Below are 17244 nucleotides of genomic sequence, written 5' to 3' on the forward strand. Positions count from 1 at the left end.
GCTCTTTAAATCAGGCACTTAGCAAGCAACACAAGGACAATAATTTCCATGCAACTCCTATTTGTAGGCTTCATTTTGCGTAATCACACCCGAATTTTGGGTGATAACCTGTAAGGGTATTGGCAACACAAGTTGGTTTTCGCTCAAGGTAATGTTCTTGCTACTGTTTTTAATAACAGTAATAGCCCGACCAGTTCGGATCAAATCGAACCAACGATGGAATTCAAGGGCAAACTCCACCTGACGTTCGTGTTCGACAGCCAAAGCAACCGTATTGTACTGTGATGGATATCCGGCAGCGCCATAACTGGGTAATCCGACACGATTCCTCACCTCGTTCAGGTACTTGGCATCACCGGTCGCTTCGGTAAGCATCAACAACACATCCGCATAACGAAGAATGATGAAATTGTTGTCGGAAGCTTCACGCAAGCCATCGACTTCAGCCTCTTCATCTTTCCACTTAATCGGATATTTCACATCAACAGGTGCTCCGGCAGCAGTTGTGTAACCATCCTGAATTGAAATATCGCGACGTGGATCACCAGCTTCATAGGCATTCCACAAATCCGGTGTGACTTGGTTCATCCCGGCTCCCCAAGCGGTAACCACCCGGTTATCAAGGGGAGAGAACATGGCCCAGTACCGGCTGTAAGGATTTGATTTTCCACCTTTATACTGGATTTCAAAGATTGATTCGGCGCCGTTCTTCTTGGTTTTATCCCATAAATCGGCGTAAGATACCAAAGAGAATTTACCGTAAACCTTCAGCAGCGTTTCAGAGGCTTTGGTTTTGTCGCCCATGGTAAGATAAACTTTTCCAAGGAGAGCGTTGGCCGCATCGCTGTTAGCCGCACCAACAAACCGCTCATTGGCTTTGGCGGGTAAATTAGCAGCAGCAAATTTCAAATCCTCGACAATTTGATTATAGACATCTGCCTTAGGGGTACGCCCTTGCGCATACGCTTCACCAATGCTGAGTGGTTTGGTGACCAGTGGAATATCGCCCCATGCACGAACCATATCGAAATAATACAAAGCTCTTAAAAACTTTGCTTCTCCAATCAAGGCAGTTTGTGTGTCAAAATCAATATTTTCTGCACGTGTTATGATGTTATTGATGATATACAATGTCCTGTAATAGCTGTTCCAATAGCCCAGCACCAGTTCATTGTCATCACTCATGGTATGATTTTCAAATCCCTCATAGTCCTGTATCCTACCGGCAGCATTGTCGCTATAGGCATTATCCGACATTAATTCGCCAAAGAAGGATGGCAAACTTTCGGGCCCATAAAGGTTGTACAATGAATTGTAGGCGGCCAAAATAGCCGTCTCGAAATCATCTTTACTTTGGTAGAAATCCGCTTCATTGGGATTTGAAATGGGTGACCGGTCCAAAAAATCTTCACTACAACCAAAATAGATTGCACTGAATAAAATCAGGATATATTTAATTTTTTTCATATTCCTACGTTTTTTAATGGTTATATTAGAATTCTTAGAAAGTAATGTTTACCCCTGCTGTCGCGGTAAAAGGATTTGGATAGGCACCATAGTCGAAGCCCACCAATACACCGGTTTGATAGGTACTGCCCTCCGGATCGTATCCCAAATAGTCAGAGAAAACATACACATTTTCCATATTCAGGTAGAGCTTCACACCAGCTACATTCATCTTATTAACCAGGTTTTGCGGCAAATTGTAGCCAATACGAATATTTTGGATGCGAACAAATGAACCGTCTTCAACCCAATAGGTAGATCCAAAGTCACGCACAGTGGTTGGAAGCATACGAGGTTTGGGAATCATCCCGTTGCCGGGATTAGCTTCAGACCTCCAAAAATTGGATACCTCCGAATACATGTTCCGGTTACCGCCACCTACACCTGATTTCAGGAATCGGGCGTTATGGTTAAGAATTTCAGCGCCGTGCGATCCGCGTAACATCACCGACAATTCAATTCCTGCATAGGATAACGTATTGGTCATCCCCCATTGAAAATCGGGCTGGTAATTACCAATATAGGTCCGGTCGTCTGAATTAATTTTACCGTCTTTGTTTACGTCACGCACCCGTGGGTCACCCGGCTCACTGCCTGCCCATACCGGATACGCATTGTTGTCCAATTCGGCCTGCGACATAATCACCCCATCGATTACATAGCCATAATACATCCCGATAGGTTTTCCTACGGCTGTACGCGATGTCATACTGGATTCATTAATATCGATCGGGGCATCATTTTCTCCCAGTTTCAACACCTTGTTCCGGTTGGCAAAAATATTTAAATCAGTCACCCACTTTAACTTCCGGTCGATATTGCGCGTACTCACGTTGATTTCAAACCCTTTGTTTTGCAGTTCACCAATGTTTGTTAGCGTAGAACCAAACCCGGTGATGATGGGGATCGGAACATTCAGCAACAAATCTTTTGTTTTTGAATAATAAATGTCGCCAGAGAAATTCACGCGTTGATCCAGAATGCTAAAATCGACCCCAAAGTTTGTTTGTCCGGTCTTTTCCCATTTTAGGTTTTTGTCGGCAAAGGTATTCGTATAAATACCTTGCTCTACAGTGCCGCCATTCACGTAAGGTGTATATCCTAATATCCCGATTGCACCATAGTTGGGAATTTGGTTGTTCCCGGTTTCACCATAGCTCAAGCGCACTTTCAAATTATCCAGCCAGTCAACATCTTGCAAGAAAGCCTCTTCAGACATACGCCAGGCAACAGACCCTGACGGGAAGTACCCCCAGCGATTGTTGGCGCCAAAACGGGAAGATCCGTCAGCACGAATAGCTGCCGTGACCAAATATTTATTCTTAAGCGAATAGTTGGCACGGGCAAGGTAAGAAATCAGTGACCAATCCTGCGCTGAAGTACTACCACTGCTTACTTTCCCTGCATTGAGGGTATGAACCAAATCGTTGGGGAAACTACCCGACCGCATGTTGCTGTAATCCGTACGTTGCTCCTGTACGGTATAACCAGCCAGCACACTCAAATCGTGAATGTCGTTAAACGTTTTGTTATAGTTGAGCGTATTTTCCCAAACCCAGTTATAGGATTGCAGCGTGATGAAATCGGCCGTTGCCGGAACCCAGCCTGAATATCCCCAGTTCTGACCTTCATTCCAATAGAAATTGTAAAAGGTATTTTCGATATTTGAATTCAAAGCAGTCTTGAAAGTCAAATCTTTCAGAACATCCCACTCCAGGTAAGAGTTGGCCGTCATCACATTCATGACTTTCTTTTTTTCGGCTTCCCGGGTTAGCGAATAGGGATGCCATAACTGAAGGCCGTATTTCACAAATGTGTTCCAGATGGAAGTTGGATCTTTAAAGCCAAGGCTCCCTGTTTCAACATAAAGCGGGAAAATAGGGTCGCTCTGCAAAGCCAAACTCACCACATCCGATTTACCCGATGTACCGTGAGGAGCTTCCTGTGCGCGACTGAAACCCATATTTAAGCCCAGGCGGAACCTGTCGCTAAACTTATGTCGGATGTTCGAACGAAGGTTAATCCGGTCGTAGGTATTTTGATCCACAACACCCTCGGAGTCCAGATAACCGGCCGACACCATGAACTGTGTTTTTTCATTACCACCGGATGCTGATACCTGCACATTGTGCGACAAGGCTGTCCTCAATAAAACATCCTGCCAGTCGGTGCCATTGCCGATACGGGCAATCCATGCCGGATCTGAAAACTCAACCGGTACAGTAACATTCAGCCCTCTGGTAGCCGAAGGATTGGCGGCAACAATGGTAGCCCAGGAGTTATTTCTGGCTGCCGTTTGGAACTCCATCCATTCCTGAGCGTTCATCATCTCCGTTTCCCGCAAAACTTTCGAAAGGCCAAACTCATAATTGGCTTCAATCTTGGTTTTTCCGGCTTTTCCCTGCTTGGTAGTAATAATGACGACACCATTGGCGCCACGGGAACCGTAAATAGCTGCCGAAGAGGCATCCTTTAATATTTCAATTGATTCGATATCATTCGGGTTGATAAAGTTCAGCGGATTTCGGTTAAAATCCATGTTGCTGCCCGAACTGATGCCGGTTGACGTTGAGTTCGTGGTGTTATCTTCCAACGGAATACCATCAATAACATACAAAGGTGTTGTACCGGCATTAATGGATGAAGCGCCTCGTACTTTTACGGTAGGGGCCAATCCCGGTGCTCCCTGTGTTTGCGTGATCTGCACACCGGAGACTTGTCCTGCCAGCGTTTGCATAGCATTGGTATAGGGCCGGTCTTTCAGTTTGTCGGCGCCAACCGAAACTACCGATCCCGTCAAGTCACTTTTCCGAACCGTACCGTAACCGATAGCCACCACTTCATCCAGTCCGATGGTTTCTTCCAGCAAGGATACGTTTACCACATTTTGCCCGTCAGTAGGAATCTCCTGGGTTTTCATGCCAACAAACGAAACCAACAGGACAGCCCCTGCCCGAACATCATTGATCTCAAAATTTCCGTTAACATCGGTAATTGTTCCCATCGTCGTTCCTTTCACAACAATGGTTGCACCGGGAATGGGCATGCCTTCGTTATTGGTCACCCTCCCCGTTATCGTCCTTGTTTGTTGACTGGTCCGCGCATCAAAGTCACTGCCTTTAGAATCGGAAATGACCACGTACCGACCTACAAACTCATATTGAGCAGCGGAGTTTTTCAACACCAGGTCCAACACTTCCGAAATTGACTTGTTTTCGACCCTCAAGTCGATTTTCTTCGAAACATCCAGGATATTGCTGTTATAAGCAATTTGATAATCAGTTTGATCTTCAATCGCACTGAATACATCCATAATAGTAGCTTGCTTCAAGTCCACAGATACTTTTGTCATCTGCGAATAAGACTGGGACGCGAAGGTCATCAGTCCCGAAAAAACCAGGATCATAAGTAGTTTCATAACTCTTGCGAACTTTTGGAATTGGAGATATCGATCCCAATCCCGGTGGATTTTACTTTTTTTCATAAATTTGCTTAGTTTTTCGTTAAACTTTTGTTTACACGTAAGATGGCGGGTAGTGTATGTTGGCGCAGAACTACCCGTTTTTCTTTTTTTCTATTATTAACTTTTCATTTTTGGTTTGATCATTACTTTACGGTTAACTATCTGTGATTCAACATGCATTACTTTATCGATAATCTCCATCAGCCGGTCAATGCTTTCGCCTTCGTTTAGTTCAACGGTCAGGCGCTGGCTGTCGAGCAGCATTTCGTCGTAAAGAACTTCCACATCGTACCAACGCTCAATTTTCTTCACCAGCTTGTCGAAGGTGTCGTCGCGAAACACCAGGCGGTTATTTTTCCAGCCCACAATTTCGTCGGTCTCGAAGCCATTTGTAGCGGTAATTTTTTGCTGCAGATTGTAGTTTACTTTTTCTCCCGGTTTCATTTCAATCAACTGGTTTTTGCCGGAACCGGGCTTGAGCAACAAATTAATCTTCCCGGAAAGCAAGGCGGTTTCAACATCTGTTTCATCGGGATAGGCTTTCACGTTAAATTTGGTGCCTAAAACGTTCACCGCAACATTGGAGGTGTTTACAACAAACGGGGCATGTTTATTCGGTGTCACCTCGAAGTAGGCCTCTCCTTCCAGGAAAACATCCCGGTTTCCGCTTCCGTATTTGGAGGGATAACGCAAGCGGGTGCCGGAGTTGAGCCAGATATGCGTGCCGTCGGGCAACACTATTTCCGACTTCTGTCCGTTCGGCACGATGGCTTCGGTGTACTGATCGGTAGTATCCGTCACATGCAGGAAGTAATAGGCCGATACCAGGATAACAGGCAGGATGAGGATGGCTGCTGCCCGCTGAAAGTGCTTAACCACAGGTAATTCCCAGAAACCTTTTTCCTCGCGGCGTGACTGATATTGGCTGTTAACCTGTGCGATGATCTCTTCGAAATGTACTTCAGATTCCAATTCAGGCGCCTGCATCCAGAGTTCCTGCATCCATTCATCCAAACGAACCATATTTTCAGGGCGCACCATCCAGTCCCGCAATTGCTTCAATTCCTGAGCTGTCAGATGTTCACCAGCAATAAATTTTTTCAATAATGCAAAAGCCGGGACAACCATAAATTTGATGTTTTGCTTTAATTACGGGAAGAAATGGCTTTTCCGTGAAGGGAAAATGAAAAAATTTACCTGGAGATAAAAAATAACAGGATCGACCGGACTTTGCGGACTTCTTGACGGATAAAATTGAGTGCCAACCGGATTTGGGTATCCACCGTATTCTCCGATATTCCCAACTCGCTGGCTATTTGTTTATAGCTGAGACCCTGATAGCGGCTAAGTTCAAAGATTTGTCGGCGGCGCTCCGGTAATTTACCGATTAGCATGGTGACGGTCTGCTCCATTTCTTCCTGAAACGACACCCCGGCAGGATCGCTGATGTTCAGATCCGCCAGAAGTTCGCCTCCCATCAGATAGGTTTTTTTATTGATGGAGGAACGCAGCTGATCAATCAGCTCATTTTTGGCAATGGTGTACAGGAAGGAGGAAAACGACTTTTCCGGATCAAGTTTCTCTTTCTGCAACCAGATTTTGATGAATACCTTTTGCACAATTTCTTCCGGATCAACCTGCGGCGGAGCCAATTTGGCAACAAAACCCTTGAGCTTGTTTTTATACTTGTAAAACAAGACCTCAAAGGCAAACTGATCACCTTGCTGCAATCTTCTGATCAGTTCAGGTTCGCTATGGAGCTTTAAATTAGTCAACTAGTCAGGCCGTTAACGTGCTGTTCAAAGATAGCCAAATTAGACACGATAAAAAGAGATCGATTCCCCTAGCCCTTTTTTATCGTTTTATAAGCCAGGCTGCTCAGGAAAAATCCAACGATAAAAATAGCGATTGTGCCAAACACAATGGATAAGTAGCTGTGAAACGGACTGGTATAAGGTTCCAGCGCCGTGCCCGGGAAAAAGATTGGAGACAGGCTCATCCAGCCAATGACAAGCACCCCGGCAACCACCCCAACGATAGCAGCCGCATTGTTCACCATCTTCGAGAGGAATCCCAGCAAAAACAAGCCCAGCATACCACCACTGAAGATAGACGCCAGTTTCCACCAGGCATCCAGCGCACTTTGCACGTTAATCATGGCAATAGCGATGCCCATGCTGAACACGCTGATCAGGAACGAAGCCAGGTACAGGATGCGCATCGACTTACGGTTGCTACCCGGATTATCGGGCGACAGTTTAAAATAGTCGGTCAGGATAACCGTCGCCGAACTGTTGATACTGGTAGAAATAGTACTCATGCCGGCCGCAAAAACCGAGGCAATCAAAAAGCCGGTCAGACCAACGGGCAGGCGGTGAACGATAAACTCCGGGAAAACCTTGTCGGCCGGAGTACCTGCCGGAAGCAAACCGGGATTGGCCGTGTAATAGCTGAAGAGCGCCGTACCGATAAACAGGAACATGGCCGAAACGGGCACATACAGCAAGCCTCCAAACAAGGCAGACTTTTTGGCTTCTTTTTCAGAAGAAGAAGTCATGTACCGTTGAATGTAGTTTTGGTCGATACCATAGTTTTGCAGGTTGATGAAAATACCGTATATCAGCACTACCCAGAAGGTTGATCCGGTAAGACTGGTACCAAAGTCGCCCAAGCTGAACTTCTGGTTTTCAGCCGCGATCTGAAAAAGCTGTCCCGGCCCCTCGGGCATATCCACCAACAGGGTGACCATGCAAACCAGCGCCCCGCCAATCAGGATGATGGCTTGGATGGCATCGGTCCACACCACCGCCTGGATACCGCCCAGCAACGAATACAGCATCACACTGAAGCCCGTTACCACGATGATGGTGACAATGTCCCAATCGAGCAGCGCGTTGAGCATGATGGCCAGCAAAAACAGGATAGTGCCGGCCCGCATAAGCTGGGTAAGCAGGTACATCACCGACACATACACCTTGGCCCACGGGCCAAACCTCTTTTCCAGATAGGTGTAGGCCGACGGACTGTTCACCGACCGGTAGAGAGGTACGAAAAACTTAACGGCCATCAACGTGGCAAACGGGATGGACAAGCTGAAAGCAAAGGCATTCCAGTTGGTCAGATACGCCTGTCCCGGCAACGCCAGGTAACTGATACTGCTGACAAAGGTGGCAAAAATGGAAAGGGATATCACCCAGGAAGGTATTTGCTGGTTGCCCAGGGTAAACGCTTCCGCCGATTTGTTTTTCCGGTAAAATGAACTTCCAAACAAGACAATTCCCAGGAGATATCCGATAAAAATTACGCTGTCAACAGTACTCATTCCTATTTCGTTTAGTCGATTTTGCTTATAATTGGTTTGGTTTGCAGGTCAGGTTTTCTATAGCAGTTCTTGGTAGTTCAACTCCTCCAGCACCTGTTCAATCCGTTTGCGCTCGGGATCGTTGAAGCGATGGAACGGCTCGGCCATAAAGTCGCTGCAAATTCCCATCACCGATAAGGCGCATTTCAGTCCTTTCAGGTAGCTGGACCCGAATTTGCCCACCTTGTAAATGCCAGTGCTGATCTGCATCACTTTTTGCTGTAGCGGCAACAGGGTGTCGAAATCGCGGGCGGCAGCGGCCTTGTACAAATCGACATACAGTTTGGGGAACATGTTGGCCCCGCCGTTCACGCCGCCATGTCCGCCCATCAACACAAACTCGGCGGTAATTTCTTCGGGCCCGACCATAAAGGTGAAGTCGGGGCGCTCGCGCAACAAGTAGCGCACCTGATTGAAATAGGCCAGGTTGGCCGAGCTGTCCTTCATCCCGATGATGCCGGGAATTTCGGCAGCAGCACGCACCGTTTCCGGGGCAAACATCACCTTGGTGTGCACCGGCATGTTGTAAATGAAAAGCGGCAGCGGCATGTCTTTCATAATCCGGTTCAGGTATTCCAGCAGTTCCGGCTGGCCCGACTCGAAATAATACGGCGGCGTAATTACCACTGCATCGGCGCCATACTGGGCAGCTTTCCTGGCCAGGTTCAAACTTTCGGCGAAAGCCGAATCCGAAATGCCCACCATCACGGGCACACGTCCTTTTACAAAACCGCAACTCAGGCGGATCAGCTCTTCGCGAAGCTTATAGCTTAAACTGGCAAACTCGCCGGTGGTACCCAGTAAGAAAATTCCGTGGACCCCACCCGCTATCACATGTTCAATCAAACGTTCCAGGCCGGCCACATCCAACGTCTCGTTATCGATCAACGGGGTCACTAACGGCGGAACAATTCCCCTCAGGGGCATCGAAAAATTAGGTTGCATATTTTACTATTTTAAAATCCATTATTGGTAAAGAATTGAAATTGCCTAAAGCGGCCATTCTCCATTCTCCATTTTTATCAATTTCAGCTTTTCCGGATCAACCACCACATGTTTTATTTTTGTGCGGTTCCAGGTATAAACTATGTGTATTAGTCCATCTTTTGTTTGAATGATAGCCGGATAGGAAAACTCCGAATCCGGGGCATCTTCCAATACCAGGGCGGCCAGCCAATTTGTGCCGTCTTTGGTTAAAGCCACATTGAGCGGTGTGCGCACTCCTTTGTAGGCATCGCCGGGAGGCAGTACATGGTTGTACACCAGCAGGTGGGTACCATCAGTCAGGCTCACCGCATCGGTTCCCGAGTTATTATTGGGCAACGAGGTTTTTTCCATTTCCGACCAGGTTTTCCCATCGTCATCCGACCACGACGACAACACAGCACGGTTTTTACTCCGGCAAAGCACCTGTAACCGGCCGTCGCCATGTTTCAAAATGCTGGGCTGGATGGCATGAATGTCAACACCATCGTTGATCGGGCCGGTGCGCTCCCAAGTCTTTCCAAAATCATGGGTCATCTCAAAGTGTACTTTCCAGCCTTCATGCTCCGTACTGGTTGGACAAATTAAGGTTTCGCCAATCAATTCCGGCTTATTTTTAACCGGCCCCATGTAACCTTCCGGCAGCATGATGGCTTCCGACCAGCTTTTTCCACCGTCAGGCGATGTTTTCATCCATCCTTGCCATTCTCTTGGGTTTGGCCCGATTTTGTAATACAACTGAAGTTCGCCATCCGGAACCTGATAAAGCACGGGATTCCAGGTGGGCATTCGGCTTCCGTCGTCCTGCACTCCATCGGCTGCATTTACCGGTTCCGACCACTGTCCGTCAACCAGCCGGCTGACGTAAATACACACATCCGGATGACGCTCGTGCGTGCCTCCAAACCAGGAAGCAACCAAAGTACCATCGGTTGTTTCGGCAATCGTAGCGGCATGGCACGAGGGGAAAGGCGCTTCCTCGTATATAAATTCCGAAGAGACAATCCCTTCTTTCCAGTTCCTTTCAGCCGTACAAGACTGAAGAAACAATTGCCAGCCGGCAACAAAAATCAACAGGAATACATTCGCTAATCGCATCATAATATTATTGGTTTAAAGAGGGGCATATTTTCTCAGAATAAATATCCGGCGCCAAACGAACGTTAAAAAAGTTTTGAGCTAAAATGATACTCACCCGAGCCAACTTCCAGCACGGCGCGATCGCCTTCCATTTTTACGAAGCGTAAACCCGGAGCAGCCGCCAGCGCCTTGCCGCTTTCCTTGATATCTTTTTCGGCGGAAGCCGGAAGGTAAACCGTTGCGGTGGTATTGGCCGGAACTGCAATAGTCCAGTTGAACGTTTTTCCCTTCTTCTGCCAGTGACTTTTAATCGGCCCGTGTATGGTTTCATAAGAGGCTTTCACAAAGTCGAGACCGGATACCGGTTCGGGTTTCATGATAATTTTTTTGAAGCCCGGCGCTTCTTCACTGCTTTTGATCCCGGCCAGGTTTTCGTAGAACCAGATGATCAGGTCGCCGAGCATCATCACGTGGTTGTACGAATTCATATTGGGAGCTGCGGTGTTTCCGTTCCACAGTTCCCAGATAGTAGTGGCCCCGTTTTCGACCATATAGCCCCAGCTGGGGTACGTTTTGTTGGTTGCCAGTCTATAGGCCAGGTCGGCACGTCCATTTTCGGTAAGCGTGCGCATCAGCCATTGCGTACCGATCAAACCGGTACTCAGATGACCTTTGTTGTCCACCTCAATAATATCAGTAATGGTTTTAAACAGCCTGTCCTTATCGGCCTCGGGAACCAATCCGAAAGCATATGCCAGCAGGTTATCGGTCAACACGTGGGTACCGTACGACGCCTTTTCAGCATCGTAAAACTCGCGGTTAAACGCTGCTTTCACCTGTCCGGCCATTTCAGCAAACACGGGAATATCGCTTTCATTCCCTGTAAGCGTTGCAAATTTCTGCATCAGTTGCAGGTAATAATAATGATAAGCGGTCGAAATCAACTGGCTGGGGTATTTTACGTTGGCATTCTTTCCGCGACCTTCCTCAATGGTGGCGGGCGGCACACACCAGTCGCCGTAACTGTCTTTGGTCATGATGAAATCGTCGGTCATGTAACGATCTTCCATAAATTTCAGCCAGCGCTTCATGTTGGGATAGTGCTTCGCAACAGAGGCGACATCGCCAAACTGTCGGTGAAGCATATCGGCCACCATCAGGTAGGTTCCCGCCCAGGTCATGTTGTTGCTGTAGTAACGCCAGAAAGCCGGCGCCACATCGGGGATGGAACCATCGGCCCGTTGGGCATTGCGAATATCGTCGAGCCACTTGGCGTAGTGCAGGGCATTGTCGAACACAAAGCTTTCGCCGTAAGCCCCCGTGGAGCGGTCGCCCAGCCAGGGTTGGCGCTCGTTGCGCTGCGGACAGTCAACCGGCATGCCTTTGTAGTTGCCGTTGATGCCCCACCAGGCATTTTTATAGATTTGATTGATCAGGGCATTCGATGTTTCAAACGTTCCGATCGTAGCCATATCGTCGTACACCACCCGCCCCTCAAAATCTTCAAGCGAAGGCTTGCCGGGATAGCCGGTAATTTCCACGTACTGAAATCCGTGATACACGAAGGACGGTTCCCACACTTCTTCGCCTTCACCTTTCAGCGTATAAACATCAGTAGCCTGGGCGTCGCGCAGGTTGGCACGGGCCAGTTCGCCCTGCTCATCCAGGATCTCCGCAAAACGCAGAGTCACCTGGTCGCCTTCCGCCCCGCGTACCTTCATGCGTAACCAGCCCACCATGTTCTGCCCCAGATCCAGCACAAACACACCGGGACGGATTTCCTTCAGCGAAACCGGCTTCAGGGTGTGCATCACCTTCATGTTCGGGTTCAACTGGGCCTCAAACTCCCCGCGGGGTTCCTGAACGTACTCGGCCTGTATCCAAGCGCTGTCGTCGAAACCGGGCATGTTCCAACCCGGCATTTCCTTGCGGGCATCGTACTCTTCGCCATCGTATTCATTGTTGGTGCGGATCGGGCCATCGGCCGTCCCCTTCCAGCTGTTGTCTGTTTTGAGGATGTCTTTTGTGCCGTCGGTGTACGTAATTTCGAGCTGAAGCAGCATTTTGGGATAACCGAACGTTTTGATCTTATAGGGTTTCTCGTTCTGGCGCATGGCATAGTAACGGCCATTGCCCAGTATGGTACCCACCGCGTTATCACCTGGCTTCAGGTAATCCGTAACATCAAATACATTGTATTTTACGTTTTTGGTGTAATCCGTAGGTGTTGGCGCCAGCACCTGGTCGCCGATTTTTTGTCCGTTGAAATACAGCTCATATAAACCCAATCCAAATAGATATACGTTTGCCGACTGCACCTCCTTGCTTACCTGAAACTCTTTGCGGAAATAGCGTGCCGACAGACGTGCAAATTTATCTTCCCTGTCCCACTCAAATGCCCGGTCAAATCCAATCCAGCGTCCCGACCAGTCTTTATAATACAGCAGTCCCATGCTGAAACGGGCGGGTTCGCTCCATTCGCTTTCCTGATCGCCTTGCCAGACTTTCACTTTCCAATAAGCATTCTCCCGGCTTTTCAAGTGCTTCCCATCATAAACGATGTTGGCCGATTGGCCGGACAAAACTTTACCGGAATCCCACCAATCGCCCTCGTTGGCAGCCAGCTTTTCCGGGCTCGAAGCCACCACAATACGATAGGCCGATTGCACAACTCCCCGTTGCTGACTTTGCAACAGCCAACTGAAACGAGGCTGCGTTACATCGATACCCACCGGTTCGGTCTGCTTCTCGCAGGTAAGGCCGTGCGGAACAATCTGGGCTTGTCCCAATAAAACTGTAAACAAAAAAATTCCGGAAAAAATTAACCGCGTAAAGGTACTCCGTAGTCTCATGGTTTTAAATTAGGATTTATGAAAATGTTTACATCTCTGACAGACAAAAAGTACTTATCCAATAAATTGGAATAAGTACTTTTTCACATACAATCTAGTAATCAAACATCAAATAACCAACCATTATTTTGCATATCAACTAAATAAGCAGCATGCAAATCTATTCATCTAAAATCAGGGACCAAGGTAAAAAGAAGATCAGAATTATGAAAACGTTTTCATATATTTTTCTTTCATCGCTCCCAATAATGTTTTTTCGACTAGCTTTTAGCCCACCACATAATCCCAATAACCGACGCTTGTTTTTCCAACTTTCGTTCATCCCTTACTCTCCCAAAATTGAAAAACCACAACGCTTCGTTCGCCAACAAGCACATTCAGTCGATTGGGATATCGGGGAAATCACCGTTAAAAACCTGGAAGCCATTCTTTCTCATTAAGGATGTGATACTGCCCTTTCAGGGTTGTTACCTTCCTCCCGGCCACGGCATACCTCTGCCTACGCTCACGATAAAACCCGAAACAAATCTCCGTAAACGAACCGCTTTTTCCGAACAAGTTCGTCTTTCCGTTATACCAACTCCTAATCTTCTGCGTTTCTTCTGTATATATTCTGTATATATTCTGCGTTTATTAACGTAGTATATAACTTGCATATACATGGCATACTCCTGTAATATACGGTTCAGGTAGGGGCATGTCCGGAGGGAGAACCGGATATACAATCGTTGCAACAAGTATCGGACGGATGAAAAATTCCGTTAAATTTAGGCCCGATAAAAGATCCGGGGTTATTTAAATGTGTACCGGCATACAACAACCCGAGTGACAACCAAAAGCTTGTTTTTCAAACACTACCAACACCTTAGCGCCCACGAAATTCACATCAATCCCTATGAACCCGACCGAATTACCCGAACAATTGCAAGCGTTTTACCATGACGGATACCAACTCGGCAAAAAAGCCGCGAAGGAAGTCCACCATGAAACCGTCTTTCTGGAGCAGATCGGCATCATGTACCAGGCCATTGATGCGTTGATTGATTCGCTGCTGACCATGGCCAAAAGGCAACAGGTACCGGTTGATTGCCACAAAGGATGCGCCTGGTGCTGTCATCAGGCCGTTTTCGCCAACTCCTACGAAGTGCATTACCTGGGCAACTATCTGAAAAAAAACTTCAGCCTCACGGAACAAGAGGAAATTATTCGACGGGCAAGCGGGAAGAACCGGCGCACAAAAGCGATGAGTGAGCAGGAAGTACTGAGCTATAAAAGTCCGTGCCCGCTGCTGATCGACGGAGCCTGCTCGGCCTACCAGGCCCGGCCTATGGCCTGCCGCATTTATTTATCGATGAATGTGGCCACCTGCCGCGAGTTTTACGAGCACCCCGATCATCCGGATAACTTTCCGGCGTTGTTTGACTTTCCGTTGCAAGCAGGTAAAATGATTAACGAAGGGTTTATCGCGGCCTTAAAAGAAGCGGGTATTTTGGTTACGGAATTCCGGTTGGAAGAAGGCCTTGAGACCATCCTGACCCAGGGAAGCAATCTTTAACCGTTTAGCCTGACATTCAAGCGGGCAATCCGGTCGCGCCGGGACAGCGAAAAGGTTTGGCTTTTGCGTTCCACATAGGTTAGCAGCAATAAGGCTTTATGCAGGTAAAGTTCTTTCCGGAGCAGTGTTTGGTGTTCCAGCGCATGATCGCCCAGCAACTCAAACACCGAAGCCATCGTTTCGTAATGCTCGTCGGCCAGCAAGCTTTCATCCATCAGCCCGATAAAGCTACGATCGTCCAGAAACAGCAACTCTTCCAAATCCCAACCATATTGCACACAGAAAGCATCGCGCGCTTCGGCCAGCAGCTGGTCTTCTTCGTCCTGCTCCACCCGCTTATGCAGCCGTTGCATGAGTTTGGCCAAAAATAACCCCATTTCCTGGATCTGTCTTAAAAGGTAGTCGCGCTGTTCCATCACAATTTTATTGGTGTTTAAATGTATTAAAAAGCCCTCAATCTGCCAATCTGTTTTCCCGACAGAAAGCTAAAAAAACCAAGAATCGCCTTTTCTAACCCGTCATGAATTAATCCGATTGCTATATTTGCACAAAAATGTATCTTTCGTTTTATGGATCATGCAAGCTCATATCATATTGATTTCTACTGGCAATCCTTTGTAGCTGGCGACGACCGCTCGTTTACAAATCTTTACCAGCAGGTTGCCGGCAATATGATGGCTTACGGATCGAAATTCAATATCGACCGGGAACTGGTTGGCGATGCGCTTCAGGATGTTTTCGTGGATCTGTATCTGAAACGCGACCGCCTGGGCATCAATATTAAAAACCCTAAAGCGTATCTGTTTATCGCCTTAAAAAACAACCTGCTAAAAAAGATTGCCAGCAATAAAAAATGGCAGTTTCAATTACTGGAAGACAAAGGGGCTGAACTGGAATTTGCCACCGAATACAGCATCCAGGATCAGCTGGTTGAACAAGAGGTTTCGGCAGAAATCCAGGAAAAGATCAAACGAGCCATTGCCGGACTTTCACCCAGACAAAAGGAAATTATTTACCTGAAATTTGAAGAAGAGCTCGATTACCCGGAGGTTGCCCGCATATTGGGAATCAGCATGGAGTCGGCCCGGAAACAACTATACCGGGCATTAAAAACACTTCGCGAAATCATTGACAAAAAGACACTTACAAACCTCCTGTTAATTTTTCTTAAAAAAAGTCAATAAAAACTGTCCATACTTTTCCCAAAATGAGACCATAGCTATGTAACGGTCTTCATGATGGATAACTATTTAAACTACTTCGAAAATAAAAGTTTTGTGCATTGGGTTTGGGAACCCGATGAACAATCCCAACAATATTGGGACGACTACCTAAAAACTCATCCTGAAGAGCGTCAAGCGATTGAGGCTGCCAGGCTGGTCCTTTCCCAACTCAAGTCAAGCGGCAAACCGGTTGAGCAAGAAGAACTAAACACCCTGTTACCTGGCATTTACACCAAAATCAACCAAGGGCGAAGAGCCCCCAAGCTGCGCCGGATCGCCTTAAATACCCTAAAATATGCAGCTGTCGCTGTTCTGTTTTTCGCTACAGGCATTGGCTTCATGGAAGTTAAATACCAGGATACCCTCCGCGAGCTAAGCGCCCAGATGGCCAACGTATCTGTGTTTAACGGACGCCATGCCCGCTTGATCCTGTCAGACGGGAACAGCATTGTTTTGCGCGACAAACAGTCGAATATTCAATACCGCGAAAACGGGACCATCATCATCAATCACACCGATACGATTTCTGTTCCGTCCCATTTGAGCAAGGCCGGACTCAACCAACTAATTGTTCCTTACGGCAAAAACTCGTCGCTTACCTTGCCCGACGGCACAGTAGCTTATATCAACGCCGGCTCGCGCCTGCTTTTCCCGCAAGCGTTTGAAGGGAAAAACCGCGAAGTATTCCTGGTGGGTGAAGGCTACTTCGAAGTCAGGCACAACCCCAAACGCCCCTTTCTGGTAAAAACATCGGATATCCATGTGGAAGCAGTGGGCACCACCTTCAACGTTTCAGCTTATCCTTCGGATACTAAAATCGAAGTCGTATTGGTGGAGGGGAAAGTCCATGTGGCGGAAAACTCGTTTAAACTACTGAAAAACAAGCAAACCATGCACCCCAATGATATTCTGTGCTTCGACAAAGAGAATGCTGATATCGACTTGAAACAAGTGAAAGTGGAAAACTATACCTCGTGGCACGATGGCTTTTTAAATTTCGAAAGTGTGGAGCTGCATAAGGTGATGGAGAAGCTCGAACGCTATTATGACATTCAGGTGAGTTACACTAATCCATCGCTCGAAATGAAAAAAATTACCGGTAAGCTGGCCCTGCGGCAAAACCAGGATGACGTTTTACGCGTATTAGCATCGACCACAACCGTACAAATACAAAAAACAGAGGAAAACAACTATATCATTAAATAAAAGGCTGGCCGGTG

General features: G+C 47.4%; 12 protein-coding genes. 3 read left to right on the plus strand and 9 right to left on the minus strand.

Translation table 11 applies throughout. From position 1 onward, the window contains the following. Positions 1 to 57: 57 nt before the first annotated feature. The 8 genes from N2K84_RS03925 to N2K84_RS03960 all read right to left on the minus strand — a co-directional run bounded on the left by N2K84_RS03925 (position 58) and on the right by N2K84_RS03960 (position 13246). Complete coding sequence (locus N2K84_RS03925) at positions 58 to 1467, minus strand: RagB/SusD family nutrient uptake outer membrane protein (protein WP_282590473.1); 1410 nt, start codon at positions 1465 to 1467, stop codon at positions 58 to 60. Positions 1468 to 1501: 34 nt separating this feature from the next. Further along, positions 1502 to 4924 carry a TonB-dependent receptor gene (locus N2K84_RS03930; protein WP_282590474.1) on the minus strand — a complete coding sequence of 1141 codons (3423 nt, stop codon included), beginning with the start codon at positions 4922 to 4924 and terminating at the stop codon, positions 1502 to 1504. Positions 4925 to 5086: 162 nt separating this feature from the next. Continuing rightward, positions 5087 to 6097 carry a FecR family protein gene (locus tag N2K84_RS03935; protein ID WP_282590475.1) on the minus strand — a complete coding sequence of 337 codons (1011 nt, stop codon included), beginning with the start codon at positions 6095 to 6097 and terminating at the stop codon, positions 5087 to 5089. A gap of 65 nt (positions 6098 to 6162) precedes the next feature. Beyond that, positions 6163 to 6744 (minus strand): RNA polymerase sigma factor, encoded by a 582-nt coding sequence (locus N2K84_RS03940; RefSeq protein WP_282590476.1) that lies wholly within the window; start codon positions 6742 to 6744, stop codon positions 6163 to 6165. Between the two features lie 68 nt (positions 6745 to 6812). Beyond that, complete coding sequence (locus N2K84_RS03945; RefSeq protein ID WP_282590477.1) at positions 6813 to 8291, minus strand: sodium:solute symporter family protein; 1479 nt, start codon at positions 8289 to 8291, stop codon at positions 6813 to 6815. Positions 8292 to 8348: 57 nt separating this feature from the next. Then, on the minus strand, positions 8349 to 9275 hold the full coding sequence (locus N2K84_RS03950; RefSeq protein ID WP_282590478.1) for a dihydrodipicolinate synthase family protein: 927 nt from the start codon (positions 9273 to 9275) through the stop codon (positions 8349 to 8351). Positions 9276 to 9320: 45 nt separating this feature from the next. Continuing rightward, positions 9321 to 10415 (minus strand): sialidase family protein, encoded by a 1095-nt coding sequence (locus tag N2K84_RS03955; RefSeq protein ID WP_282590479.1) that lies wholly within the window; start codon positions 10413 to 10415, stop codon positions 9321 to 9323. A 62-nt stretch (positions 10416 to 10477) separates the two neighbouring features. Then, positions 10478 to 13246 (minus strand): glycoside hydrolase family 78 protein, encoded by a 2769-nt coding sequence (locus N2K84_RS03960; protein ID WP_282590480.1) that lies wholly within the window; start codon positions 13244 to 13246, stop codon positions 10478 to 10480. Positions 13247 to 14141: 895 nt separating this feature from the next. Between N2K84_RS03960 and N2K84_RS03965 the strand changes: the two genes are divergently transcribed. Continuing rightward, entirely contained in the window at positions 14142 to 14801 is a 660-nt protein-coding gene (locus tag N2K84_RS03965; RefSeq protein WP_282590481.1) for a YkgJ family cysteine cluster protein, read from the plus strand. Here N2K84_RS03965 and N2K84_RS03970 read toward each other — a convergent pair. Beyond that, positions 14798 to 15217, minus strand: coding sequence for a hypothetical protein (locus tag N2K84_RS03970; RefSeq protein WP_282590482.1), 420 nt, complete (start codon positions 15215 to 15217; stop codon positions 14798 to 14800). The genes N2K84_RS03965 and N2K84_RS03970 overlap by 4 nt on opposite strands. A 153-nt stretch (positions 15218 to 15370) precedes the next feature. Between N2K84_RS03970 and N2K84_RS03975 the strand changes: the two genes are divergently transcribed. Then, complete coding sequence (locus tag N2K84_RS03975; protein ID WP_282590483.1) at positions 15371 to 15985, plus strand: RNA polymerase sigma factor; 615 nt, start codon at positions 15371 to 15373, stop codon at positions 15983 to 15985. Positions 15986 to 16036: 51 nt separating this feature from the next. Then, positions 16037 to 17230 (plus strand): FecR family protein, encoded by a 1194-nt coding sequence (locus N2K84_RS03980; protein WP_282590484.1) that lies wholly within the window; start codon positions 16037 to 16039, stop codon positions 17228 to 17230. The last annotated feature ends 14 nt before the right edge of the window (positions 17231 to 17244 follow it).

The organism is Gaoshiqia sediminis, from assembly GCF_025907915.1.
GTDB lineage: Bacteria > Bacteroidota > Bacteroidia > Bacteroidales > Prolixibacteraceae > Gaoshiqia > Gaoshiqia sediminis.

What these genes read in the sequence shown, in the direction of transcription:
- N2K84_RS03925 (WP_282590473.1), bottom strand. Translation starts at nt 1,467, where the DNA reads ATGAAAAAAATTAAATATATCCTGATTTTATTCAGTGCAATCTATTTT.
- N2K84_RS03960 (WP_282590480.1), bottom strand. Translation starts at nt 13,246, where the DNA reads ATGAGACTACGGAGTACCTTTACGCGGTTAATTTTTTCCGGAATTTTT.
- N2K84_RS03955 (WP_282590479.1), bottom strand. Translation starts at nt 10,415, where the DNA reads ATGATGCGATTAGCGAATGTATTCCTGTTGATTTTTGTTGCCGGCTGG.
- N2K84_RS03965 (WP_282590481.1), top strand. Translation starts at nt 14,142, where the DNA reads ATGAACCCGACCGAATTACCCGAACAATTGCAAGCGTTTTACCATGAC.
- N2K84_RS03975 (WP_282590483.1), top strand. Translation starts at nt 15,371, where the DNA reads ATGGATCATGCAAGCTCATATCATATTGATTTCTACTGGCAATCCTTT.
- N2K84_RS03945 (WP_282590477.1), bottom strand. Translation starts at nt 8,291, where the DNA reads ATGAGTACTGTTGACAGCGTAATTTTTATCGGATATCTCCTGGGAATT.
- N2K84_RS03980 (WP_282590484.1), top strand. Translation starts at nt 16,037, where the DNA reads ATGATGGATAACTATTTAAACTACTTCGAAAATAAAAGTTTTGTGCAT.
- N2K84_RS03935 (WP_282590475.1), bottom strand. Translation starts at nt 6,097, where the DNA reads ATGGTTGTCCCGGCTTTTGCATTATTGAAAAAATTTATTGCTGGTGAA.
- N2K84_RS03970 (WP_282590482.1), bottom strand. Translation starts at nt 15,217, where the DNA reads ATGGAACAGCGCGACTACCTTTTAAGACAGATCCAGGAAATGGGGTTA.
- N2K84_RS03930 (WP_282590474.1), bottom strand. Translation starts at nt 4,924, where the DNA reads ATGAAACTACTTATGATCCTGGTTTTTTCGGGACTGATGACCTTCGCG.
- N2K84_RS03950 (WP_282590478.1), bottom strand. Translation starts at nt 9,275, where the DNA reads ATGCAACCTAATTTTTCGATGCCCCTGAGGGGAATTGTTCCGCCGTTA.